Origin of the sequence: Bartonella sp. AD13SXNS, assembly GCF_042196465.1 — a bacterium.
Taxonomy (GTDB): domain Bacteria; phylum Pseudomonadota; class Alphaproteobacteria; order Rhizobiales; family Rhizobiaceae; genus Bartonella.
The window spans coordinates 1-11828 of record NZ_JBHIQI010000022.1; the positions used below are offsets into that span (position 1 = coordinate 1).

Below are 11828 nucleotides of genomic sequence, written 5' to 3' on the forward strand. Positions count from 1 at the left end.
CATTGCTTCCCACCCAAAAGCATTTCTGGATTTTGCTCTGAAGGCGTCTTGATCCTTTTAGGCGTTAAAGACCGTAATTTCTCAATTCTTTCTAATTGCTGCTTCTCAGATTGTTGGCGAGAAAAATTATCGGTTGGGGAATGAAAAATAGCTGAGGAGCGCGCATAAACATTTACACCTGTAAACAAACCAAAGAAAACAACAATGGCACGAAAAATTCTCAAAAGAGAACTTTGGCGTAAAAATATCAATAACAATACAGATTGCCCCCGCTTTGCATTATTCATGAAGCACTCTTTAAAAGAACTTCATGGAACCGCTAATAAATCCACTCAAAACAGCCACTGCCCTATAACGCTTTTAACAAAAGCACATGCCTCTGTAACCCAAAAAGTGACACTAAAAAACTGCTTTATTTTACAAAAACCACTTTATTTTAACTGCTGAAGATCTCTCCCCCACATTTCTATGGAAAAACCTCTAAACAAAACTGTTTAGCCCGTCAATGGTTAATACATCAATATCCCCAGTTTAATGCTACAATATATTTATCAATAATTAGAGATAAATTCACTCTCCAGCCCCTCTAAGCCACTCAACACGCATATAAACGAGACATCATGCGATCAAGCACATCCTGTCGTCAAAAACAACAGCATAAAACAATAAGAAATCTCTTTTGAAGTCTTTAAGATAACCACGCAAAACTCTTTTTATGGCATTCTCATCAAGGAACTTTTTTCCAAAAGCAAATGATCTGAGTGACCTTATCAGAAGAGTTTTGTCAGTCTTGTCAGTTCATTCTAGCTCCTATATTATTTTTTTTAAATGAGAGAAAATTAAAAACATTATATTTCAATATGTTAGTATTTTAATGATACAACCTATATCGACAATACAACCTTAAATACAATCCATAATATATATTTGTCAGTTTGTGTCAGTAAATTAAACTGACAAAATAGACTATTTTAGTGACACATAAAACCTATCAAAATACTCATTATGATATTTTAAAAGCACATAGTTCATTTGTCTTGATGAACACGTGAAACGAACAGCAAAATTCACTATTTTGCTGATTTTACCTCATGTCATAGGCTGTGGATAAGTAGCCTTTAATAAAATTTCTTTTTAAGCAGGTTGTGGGTCTTTAGCACCCTTTTTTTATTTTATTATTGCTATTTGTTTTAAATAGATCTAGCAGATTCTATTTAAAGTTTTTTAACACCGATAGATCAACGCTTATAAAGCGGTGGGGTTTTATTATAAATGCTTCAATCTCATAACAAACCACTGACATTACGCTCTCTGTTACAATCCTACCGTGATCATACAGAAAGTGCGCGCGATAGAGGAACTTCTTTTGAAAAGTTTGTAATTGCTTATTTGACGCAAGACCCTCTACAATGCCAAGAATATGAAAAGGTTCAAACCTATTGTGAATGGGCAAAAGAGCATGGAGAAGATGGGCGTGATATTGGCATTGATCTGGTTGCTAAAATTCGTGATGAAGAAGGATATGCGGCTATTCAATGTAAGTTTTATAGTGCAAATCATCAGATCAAGAAAGAAGATATTGATAGCTTTATTGCTGCCTCGGGAAAAAAGATCTTCACACGCCGTATTCTGGTTGATAGCACCGAAGGTAATTGGAGTAACAATGCCGATCTCACCTGTGAAGGACAAGGAGTCCGCATTCAACGGATTAATCTTTTCGATCTGGAAAACAGTCAAATAGATTGGTCAACCTTTGAAAGCAAAGGGGAAGCTACTCTTAAGAAAAAAGAACCGAAAAAGCTTTTAGATCATCAACAAGAAGCGCTTAAAGCTGTTTGTGAAGGGTTAAAAGAAGCAGACCGCGGCAAGCTGATTATGGCGTGTGGAACGGGAAAGACCTTTACCAGTCTGAAGATAGCAGAAGCTCTTGCTGGTCAAGGTAAACGTGTTTTATTCCTTGTCCCCTCTCTTTCTTTAATGTCACAAACAATAAGAGAATGGACAGCAGATACAGCAATACCCTTGCGTTCCTTTGCCGTGTGTTCTGATACACAAGTTGGTAAGCGTCGTAAAGCCCAAGATGATGCTGCCGAACTCGATGTCTCGGATCTCGCTCTACCAGCAACAACAGATTCTCAAAAGCTTGGAGAAAAAGCCAATAAGACTTCTCCTGATACAATGACAGTGGTCTTTGCTACCTACCATTCGATACAAGTGATTTCGGATGCGCAAAAGAAATATGCTTTACCGGAATTTGATCTGATCATTTGTGATGAAGCACACCGTACCACTGGAGCTGTGTTAGGAACAGACAAGAGTGAATCTGAGTTTATCAAGGTTCATAATAATAGCCTTATTCGGGGAAAGAAACGTCTGTATATGACAGCAACACCTCGTATCTTTAGTGATAATGCCAAAAAACAAGCTAATGAGATTGATGCCGTTCTGGCTTCTATGGATGATGAAGAGCTTTATGGCAAAATCCTTTATTCTTATAGTTTCTCCCATGCTGTAAAAAATGGACTTTTAACGCCTTACAAGATTATCGTTTTAGGTGTTGATGAAGGAGAAGTGAGTAAATCTATCCAGCATCTGATGACAGATGAGAATTATGAACTTATTCTTGATGATAGAACAAAGATCATGGGTTGTTATCAAGCTCTTACCAAAATGGATCTGAAAATTGATCTTGGAGATGATACAAGACCCATGCATCGGGCTTTGGCTTTTTGTAGAGATATTGATACTTCTGAACGTATATGTAGAACATTCAACGATGAAGAAGTTAAGAAAGATTTACGTGATCTTCATGAAAACCATAAAAATATTCCTCCTCTTAACTGTCAAGTAGATCATATTAATGGAAAATCTGGTGCCAAAAACCGTACGATAAAACTTGATTGGTTGAAAGAAGATGCGGGTGAGAATGTCTGCCGTATATTAACCAATGTACGCTGCCTTTCAGAAGGTGTTGATGTTCCTTCCCTTGATGCGGTTATGTTTTTACACCCGCGTAAAAGCCAAGTGGATGTGATACAAGCGGTGGGACGTGTGATGCGTCGTGCAAAAGGCAAAAAGATGGGCTATATCATTTTGCCGGTTGGTGTTCCTGCTGGTGTTTCACCAGAAGAGGCATTAAAAAACAATAAGAGATACAGTGTTGTCTGGCAAGTTCTCAATGCTTTGCTTGCCCATGATGAGAATTTTAGTAAAACCCTTAACCAGATGGTCTTAGGACAAGACGTAAGCTCTATCATCGACATTGTTACAGTTTCTAAAAAGACCGAATTAGAGAATGTCACCACGGTTATTGACGAAATCACGCTCCACGAAAAATCAGAAAAATCCGGACTTTGTATTGGGACACAAGCTCATGAACCGCACCAAACATATGAAGGACAAGGAAGATTACCCTTTTTTGTTGAGTTTCCCAATGCTCTCAAAACACTGATTGTTAAAAAATCTACTATGAGTGATTATTGGGGCATTTGGGCGAACAATGTTGCTGAGATTGCACAAAACCATATCACACGCCTTCAAACTCTGCTTTCTGATCAAACAAGCGGAGCTTATCATGCCTTTGATGCGTTTTATAAGGAATTAAAAAACAACTTAAACAGTGAGATAAAGCAAGAAGAAGCGATTGAGATGTTAGCGCAACATCTTGTGACGCGTCCCGTGTTTGAAGCCTTGTTTGAAGGCAATGAATTTGTACAAAATAATGCCATTTCGCAAGCAATGGAAAAAATCTTAACAGAACTCGACAAAACCAATATTGAGGAAGAATCCAAAGAATTACAAGAGTTTTATGACAGCGTAAAGTTCCGTGCCTCTGGCATTACAGAACCACAGGCAAGACAAAATCTTATTATCAAACTTTACGAAGATTTTTTTACCAAGGCGTTTAAGAAAACCACGGATAGGCTTGGGATTGTTTATACCCCCGTTGAGGTCGTGGATTTTATCATTCATTCTGTTGATGATGTGTTGCGTAATGAGTTTGGAAAAAGCTTGGGGTCACGTGGAGTTTCTATTCTTGACCCTTTCACTGGAACGGGGACCTTTATCACAAGGCTTTTACAATCAAAGCTCATAAAACCAGAGGATATGGAATATAAGTTCCGTCATGATATCCATGCCAACGAGATTGTCTTACTAGCCTATTACATAGCAGCCATTAACATTGAATCGACTTATCATAGTTTGAAGAAAGGAGAGTATATTCCTTTCAAACATATTGGTTTAACCGATACATTCCGGATGCTGGAAAAACAAGATTTGATGAAAGGTTTATTAGAGGAAAACAGTGAATATTTAGAACTTCAGAAAAACCTCAATATTGAAGTTATCTTTGGTAATCCCCCTTACTCAACAGGTCAAAAAAACGAAAACGATAATGCAAAGAATACTCCCTATCCCATATTAAATAAACGTATCGGTGAAACTTACGCCGCTCAATCTAAAGCAAATCTTAGGCAAGCGCTTTATGATAGTTATATTCGTGCCATTCGCTGGGCTAGTGACCGTATTGCTGATGCTGGAATAATCGGCTTTGTCACAAATGGAAATTTTATCAGTGGATATTCTATGGATGGTTTACGAAAATCTTTAGCCAAAGAATTTAGCAGTATTTATGTGCTTAATTTACGGGGGGATATTCGTAAAAATATGAGGAATAAAAACAACGCTCAAGAAGGAGAAAATATTTTTGGCAATGGTAGTATGACCGGTATTGCTGTGACACTATTTATCAAAAACCCCAATGCTTCTGAAGAGTGTAAAATTTACTATCATGACATTGGAAATTCACTCACAAGAGAAAAAAAGCTTACAATAATAGAGTCTCTTGGGAGCATTGATGGTGTTACACGGAGTAAACAAGGGTGGCAAATAATCACACCAGATAAACATGGGGATTGGCTTGGTCAACGGGATGACAGTTTCAAAGCATTTTTAGCTATAGGTGATAAAGGTGATAAAAAAAGTCATGGTAAAAAACTTTTTGAGATTTATTCTTGTGGTCTAAAAACCAATCGTGATGCTTGGACATACAACTCTAGCCGTGAAGCTTTAGCAAAAAATATGCGTAATATGATTGCCTTCTATAACAGTGAAGTGGAACGTTTTAACAACACCTATCCACATACTGACCATAAAACACGTACAAAGGTTGTAGATAATTTTGTTAATACAGATGAGAAAAAGATAAGTTGGAGCCATAATGTTAAGCAGGAACTGGTAAAAGGAAAAATTTTCGAATTTGAAGAAGCGTGCTTTATTCAAAGCCTTTATCGCCCTTTTATGAAACAGTGGCTCTATTATAATCGCACCTTCAACGATAGAGTTTCCAAAATGCCGTGTGTATTCTCTATGGAACAAATGAATGAAAATAGGGTAATACAAGTTACAGGTATAGGAGCAATGGTGGGCTTTTCTGTCTTAATGACCAGGACTCTACCTAATTTTCATGCAATAGATACTGGTCAATGCTTTCCAAGGTATATTTATGAGGATATTGAATCTTTAAAAAGTAACAATAAAAGTGAGAAACAATCCCTTTTATTTACAAACTCTATAGAAGAAAACAAAACAGCTGATTTACAAAGGTGTGATGCCATTACTGATGAAGGTCTAGACCATTTTAAAGCCGCTTATCCTAATGAAACTATCACGAAAGATGATCTATTCTATTATGTTTACGGTCTTTTACATTCGGAAGATTATTGTGCTCGTTATGCTGATAACCTCTCTAAAGAACTGCCTCGTATCCCTTGTGTAAAGAGTGCTGGTGATTTTTGGAAGTTTGTAACAGCAGGGCGTGAACTGGGTCACTTGCACGTGAATTATGAAGATGTAGAGCCTTATCCCGTGACCTTTAAAAAGGGTAATCCAAAACAGACAGAAATCTCTAATCCCGAAAAATTCTATTATGTGACTGAAATGAAGTTCGCAAAAATTAAGGATAGTAAGGAAAAGGATAAAACCACTGTTATTTATAATAGCAATATCATCATGACAGATATCCCACTTGACGCTTATGAGTATATCGTCAATGGTAGACCCGCTCTTGAATGGGTTATGGGGCGTCAATGTGTAAAGACTGATAAAAAGAGTGGTATTGTGAATGATGCCAATCGTTATGCTGTTGAAACCATTGGTAACCCTGCTTACTCTCTAGAGTTATTTCAAAGGGTTATTACAGTAAGTCTAGAAACAATGAAAATCGTTAAGAACTTACCAAAATTAGAACTAAGAGAAACTGAATAACTTATAAAGCATGTTCACATAATGGGTATGATAACTCATAAAGGGTATAGAGCTTATAACCATAATCTATACCTCTTTTGTTAAGTTGATTAGATACAATCTTTAAAAAGAGTGCTTATATGCGTTATTCTAAAAAGAAATCATTTGCACTTTTAGATACTCTTATTTGGATTGCCTTTAAGACTTTTAAGAAACCCTATCTAAAGTGAATTAAATTTTTTTACATTGCCTTTAAAAGATTATACCGTAATCTAAAATGATAGCTTTGTTTAAAGAGAGTTATGTATATTCATTTTCTTATATTACTTATAGGTTTTGAAGGTTTCTCACACCCTCAAAATACCTTCAAAAATCCTTTTTATATATATTACAGATTGTATTTACGTGTTGTGTGTAATATGGGTTGTTTATTTAAAACATTAACATATTGAAATATAATAACTTTTATTTTTTGATTGAAAAATAATATATAAAGGGGCGTAAAAGGAACCCTCAAAATACTCAAAATCTTCAAAACTCATAACCATAATGGTCTTGATAGTACTTCTTATGCGTTACAAACTATCTTTTGAAAAGGCTTTAAAGGAGCATATGCTTTTCATAAAGCACGTTTTAATCACTCACTAAAATAATCTATTTTGTCAGTTCAATTTACTGACACATAACTGACAGGTTTTAATCAATTCACATCATTGGTTATCTTTCAAGATTGTACTCTTGATATGGGTTATGTTTTAAAGATATTAAACTATTGAAATATAATGTTTTTAATTTTTACTCATAAAAAAAATAATAGAGGGTCTTAAAAGGAACTGACAACACTGACACGGTCTATTAAAAGAGATTTTGCTCATCTCTATAATTATCAGTTTCTATTGAGATGTTTTCATAACAGTCTATAAATCGTAATTATCCTATTTATCGTTTCTCTTATGAAAATGAAAAATGATGCGGTGGCTATAAAGCATATAACAGCTATAGAGAATGCATAAAAACAGCAAGGTTTTATAATCATAATGCAAATGAAAGGGTTGGTTATAAAGACCATCTCTATGAAAAGCTGTTAAGTTGCAAATGTGTTATAAAAAAAATTCACAAAAAAATTAAAATTCATTTAGTGAAAAAAACTGATAGGTTATAAAGTTAAAAATACGCACTATGAGAGCGTTTCTAAATATTATCAATGTATAGATTCAGAAAATAACGCTATCGTTTCATAAAGCCTATAATATATCTTTAAAAGCACATAAATATAAAAGAAGAAATTAATAAGCATAAGATATTATCAATACATAACGTATTAAAAAAATATCAAAAAAGATAAAATATTGTTTGACAATAAATACGTATTTTGTTATATAAATATTCAAGTGATCAAAACACTTAAACATCAAGCGGGTAGGTTACGAAACAACCTTTCCCATTTCTTTAAATACTGACTGTCTTTTATGTTATGATTAGCATATAATGATTATGTCGGGTGTAGTTACGCCATACAATACTCTTATGAGAAAAGCGTAGCAACGGACTTGATGCCGTGTTTTGAGCGCCCGGCGCCCTATAAGGGTGTCAATTTCAAAACAATATTAACATCAAGGTTTTAATTATGACAAATTCAAAAAACACCCCCGTTATCTCTAATATTTCAAATGAAACCGCGCTTGCTAATCAACAAGAGCCTGCAAAAAAATATGAATTTATTGATGATTGTGAATATATCGATGGTCATTTCTTAACTCGAATTAGAGCCTTAAGAGATTTTGATGATGTGAAAAAAGGTGACCTCGGTGGCTATATTGAAAGTGAAGATAATCTCTCTCATGAAGGTAATTGCTGGGTGTATAATAAAGCTCGGGTCTTTCAAAATGCACGCGTCTTTGGAAATGCTAAAGTAAAAAGCTTTTTTGTTGATGTCTATGGTAATGCGCAAATTTATGGGAATGCTATTTTTGAAGGTATGACATTAAAGGACAATGCAAAACTGTCTGGTAATGCGCATGCTAACAACGCCGTTGTAATTGAAGGCAATGCACAAATTTATGATAACGCCCGTGTCACTGATCATGCTCATATTTCCGATAATGCTGTCATTTGTGATGATGCCCATGTCGGAGGCAATGCAAAAATAAGTGGCTCTGCTTACATTTGTGATGAATCACGTGTTTTTGATGATGCCGTTATTTGTGATGCTCTTATCTCTGGTTCTTCATATATTCATAGCAATGCCTCTTTAACAGCTAATGAAGATATCTGTGATGATGCATATCCTGAGTTTGGTAGCGAAGATGATTATTATCGTCATGAGTATTATGCTGATTTTGAAGGGTATTATGACGATGATGATAACAGCGAATATGAAAGTGATGCTGCGTAAATGACACGCGCGGGCGCGGCGGGGGCGCCCTCCTTCTAAATATTTCATTTTAAAAATTTAAATCTCTATAAAGGAATTGTGCTCATGCAAAAGAAGTTTGCACTCACAAATGAAACGCGTGTAATTAATAATCATACCCTTTATCGCATTAAAGCATTAAAAGACTTTGCTGATGTTAAAGCAGGTACTTTAGGGGGCTTTATTGAAAAGGAAGATAACCTTTCTCATGATGGCAATTGCTGGGTTTATGATAATGCTTGTGTTGTAAAATCTGGTCGTGTTTATGAAAATGCAAGGGTATATGGCAATGCTGCCATTGGTGGTTTTGTTTATGGCAATGCGCATCTTTCTGATAAGGTGTGGGTTTATCAATATGCAAGGGTTTATGGGAATGCAAAATTAACAGGAAGTGCACGCATTTATAGCAAAGCTGAGGTTTATGATCATGCTGTTGTAAGTAGCTCTTCAAAAATTTATGGCAAGGTTTATGGCAATGCTAGCGTGGGTGGGTATGTTAAGGTCTATGGTTCTGTTTATGGGAATGCAAAAGTGACTGGTTATCACACCATTAGAGGTTTGGTACATGGCAATGCAAGGTTAAAAAGAGATGGTTATTCATATGTCAAACAAAACTTTTATTATGCATATGGAATTCCTGAAGATTGTGAAATTTATGAAAACGATACCGTTGTAAAGATTATTGAAAATAACGCTGCGTAAAGACGCGCGGGCGCGGCGGGGGCGCCTGCTTTTTAAGCAAATTTTCCATTCCAAATTTTATCAAATGTTTATCACATTAAATTGTGAGGGTATCTCTATGTGCAAAAAATATGAATTAACCAGTGAAATCAAAAAAATCAAACATGCTCTTACTCGAAATATTATAACTCTTTATCGCATTCGTGCTTTAAAAGATTTCGATGATATAAAGGCGGGGTCTTTAGGCGGCTTTATTGAAAAGGAAGTTAACCTATCCCATGATGGTAATTGCTGGGTGTATGATGAGGCTTGTGTCTATGGTCATGCAAGAGTGTATGAAAATGCAAAAATACGCCATTTTTCTCAAGTCTGTGGTCAAGTTTATGGCAATGCTGAGGTCTATGGAAAAGCTTTTATCTCTCAATATGCTAAAGTTTATGACCATGCTTTTGTCTATAGCAATGCTCATGTTTATGGCAATGTTTATGGGTATGCTCATGTGAATGGTAGTGCCCGCATTCTTGCTGATGCTCATATTTATGATCATGCGCATGTTTCTTATGATGCTACGGTTTTTAGTTATGCACGCGTTTATGGTCATGCCAAGGTTTGTGGCTCTGCTTGCATTTATAGCCATGCAAAAATTTATAATTATGCTGTTATTAATGGTCGTGCTAAAATTTATGGCAAGGTTTATGGAAATGCTTGTGTGAGTGGCTCTTGTGAGATTTATGGCTCTGTTTATGGCAATGCTAAAATCTCATATTGTGCAACGATCTGGGGGCGTGTTTATGGCAATGCAAAAATCAATAAAAAAAGCAAAGTAAGGTTGGTTCCAAAAAAATGTGAGGTTTATGAAAGGGATAATGTTGTCAATATAACTGATAAAACAGAATAAAGAACGGCGTGGGGGGCGTGCTTTCTTTATGGTGTATAAACGCATATAAAATGCATTGCTATAAACATATCATAAAAGAGAGAGTAACATAAAAAAAGCCGTGTCAAATGATATGACGCGGCTTTCAAATAGCGTTTCTTATTGATTAAAATGAATCATCCACAATGGAGTAATGAATGCATATATACAAAACGTATCATATTGCAAGCGCTCTATGAGAGATATGAAAACTTATCAAAAGGAATGTAAATGTGCGTATGATCTTTAATCACTCATTTGAATGAGAGAGCCTATAAACGCTTGTTATGGCTATTAAACGTATCAAACAAATCAAAATGCTCGGTAGCTTTATCAATCCAATCAAAAGCAAATGCATATTAAGTGAATGTCTTGTAAAAACGTTCTTTTTACATTTGGAAGCGTTGGTTTTTACAAAGCAGCTTTTCATAAGATAAATAAACAATTATGGTTTTTTGTTACCATTTTTATCAAGTCAATTTTATTAATAATAGTTATTAAAAAATCACAAAATTAGAATAACCACTTGAAAATATACCCATATGAGTATATTAATAATCATGAGTAAAATAAAACGTATCATATGGCTTGGTTCTTCACTCAAAGATATAAAAAGTCTTCCTGATCTTATTCAACAAAGGATTGGTTATGCTCTTTATCTTGCTCAGATAGGAGATAGAGGAGAAAATGTTAAGGTTCTCAAGGGGTTTGGATCTGCCAATATTCTAGAAATTATTGAACGCGATATCAAAGGAACTTATCGCGCTGTTTATACGATACAATATAAAAAATCTCTTTATGTGTTGCATTGTTTTCAGAAAAAATCGACCCGTGGCATTGCAACACCAAAACCAGACATTAATCTGATTAAAGAACGTCTCAAGTTAGCAGAACAATTAGAAGGGAATTAAAATGATCAATGTTTTTCACGGTAGTTCCAATGTTTATGCGGATCTTGGCTTTTCAGATTCCAGAGAGATGCTTATCAAAGCGCAACTTGCTCATAAGATTAGTCAAATTCTGAAAGAAAAGAACTTAACACAAAAACAGGCTAGTCAACTTTTGAAAATGACTCAACCAAAACTGTCTAAACTCTTAAGTGGAGAATTTCGAGGAATTAGTGAAATGAAAATGCTTGAGTGTTTGGCAAAATTGGGAAACGATATAAAGATTATTGTTAATCCGAAAGAAGTTAAAACGCTTGAAGGACATTTTGAAGTTGTTTTTTCTTCTTAAACTTCTTTATGATTAGCTTTTTTGGGTCTATTCATGCATGGCAATCTTATATAAAAAATAGTCAAATGAATCACGTATAAAAGTGTGGATTCTTAAGTGGATTCTTATAAAATAATTACAAACAAACTATTGACTTTATTGTATTTTTGTTTATAATGTCCTTCAACAAGCGTGACCATCCGTCGACCGTTTTCAACATCAATGCCCTTCTCATCACTGTAATAATCAAGATCATTATGGTGAACACCTTCATGAGAGCTCCCATCCCTTGCCCAATCTGCACTCAGCTCTGTCCAATGGGCTTTGGGAAACATTTGCTTGGCTACGTCTAATGGC

The 11828-nt window shown here is 35.2% G+C and carries 6 protein-coding genes and 2 pseudogenes; 6 read left to right on the forward strand and 2 right to left on the reverse strand.

Annotated features, from left to right (window positions below; translation table 11 throughout):
• A pseudogene (locus tag ACFIMQ_RS08610) lies at nt 1-287 on the reverse strand (ShlB/FhaC/HecB family hemolysin secretion/activation protein); the annotation flags it as partial.
• A gap of 985 nt (nt 288-1272) precedes the next feature.
• Between ACFIMQ_RS08610 and ACFIMQ_RS08615 the strand changes: the two are divergent.
• The 6 genes from ACFIMQ_RS08615 (at nt 1273) to ACFIMQ_RS08640 (ending at nt 11492) form a co-directional block, all read left to right on the forward strand.
• Complete coding sequence (locus ACFIMQ_RS08615) at nt 1273-6267, forward strand: DEAD/DEAH box helicase (RefSeq protein WP_375703836.1); 4995 nt, start codon at nt 1273-1275, stop codon at nt 6265-6267.
• Nucleotides 6268-7873: 1606 nt separating this feature from the next.
• Nucleotides 7874-8641 carry a hypothetical protein gene (locus tag ACFIMQ_RS08620; protein WP_375703837.1) on the forward strand — a complete coding sequence of 256 codons (768 nt, stop codon included), beginning with the start codon at nt 7874-7876 and terminating at the stop codon, nt 8639-8641.
• An 84-nt stretch (nt 8642-8725) separates the two neighbouring features.
• The gene (locus ACFIMQ_RS08625; protein WP_375703838.1) at nt 8726-9361 is read left to right on the forward strand and encodes a hypothetical protein; all 636 of its coding nucleotides are present in this window, start codon (nt 8726-8728) and stop codon (nt 9359-9361) included.
• Nucleotides 9362-9458: 97 nt separating this feature from the next.
• Entirely contained in the window at nt 9459-10238 is a 780-nt protein-coding gene (locus tag ACFIMQ_RS08630) for a hypothetical protein (RefSeq protein WP_375703839.1), read from the forward strand.
• 578 nt (nt 10239-10816) lie between these two features.
• Complete coding sequence (locus ACFIMQ_RS08635) at nt 10817-11167, forward strand: type II toxin-antitoxin system RelE/ParE family toxin (protein ID WP_375703840.1); 351 nt, start codon at nt 10817-10819, stop codon at nt 11165-11167.
• Between the two features lies 1 nt (nt 11168).
• Nucleotides 11169-11492 (forward strand): helix-turn-helix domain-containing protein, encoded by a 324-nt coding sequence (locus tag ACFIMQ_RS08640; protein ID WP_015856199.1) that lies wholly within the window; start codon nt 11169-11171, stop codon nt 11490-11492.
• Nucleotides 11493-11614: 122 nt separating this feature from the next.
• Here the strand turns inward: ACFIMQ_RS08640 and ACFIMQ_RS08645 are convergent.
• Nucleotides 11615-11828 (reverse strand): annotated as a pseudogene (locus ACFIMQ_RS08645) (phage portal protein); the annotation flags it as partial.

Coding starts and splice junctions, on each gene's coding strand:
- ACFIMQ_RS08615 (WP_375703836.1), top strand. CDS start 1,273: ATGCTTCAATCTCATAACAAACCACTGACATTACGCTCTCTGTTACAA.
- ACFIMQ_RS08620 (WP_375703837.1), top strand. CDS start 7,874: ATGACAAATTCAAAAAACACCCCCGTTATCTCTAATATTTCAAATGAA.
- ACFIMQ_RS08625 (WP_375703838.1), top strand. CDS start 8,726: ATGCAAAAGAAGTTTGCACTCACAAATGAAACGCGTGTAATTAATAAT.
- ACFIMQ_RS08630 (WP_375703839.1), top strand. CDS start 9,459: ATGTGCAAAAAATATGAATTAACCAGTGAAATCAAAAAAATCAAACAT.
- ACFIMQ_RS08635 (WP_375703840.1), top strand. CDS start 10,817: ATGAGTAAAATAAAACGTATCATATGGCTTGGTTCTTCACTCAAAGAT.
- ACFIMQ_RS08640 (WP_015856199.1), top strand. CDS start 11,169: ATGATCAATGTTTTTCACGGTAGTTCCAATGTTTATGCGGATCTTGGC.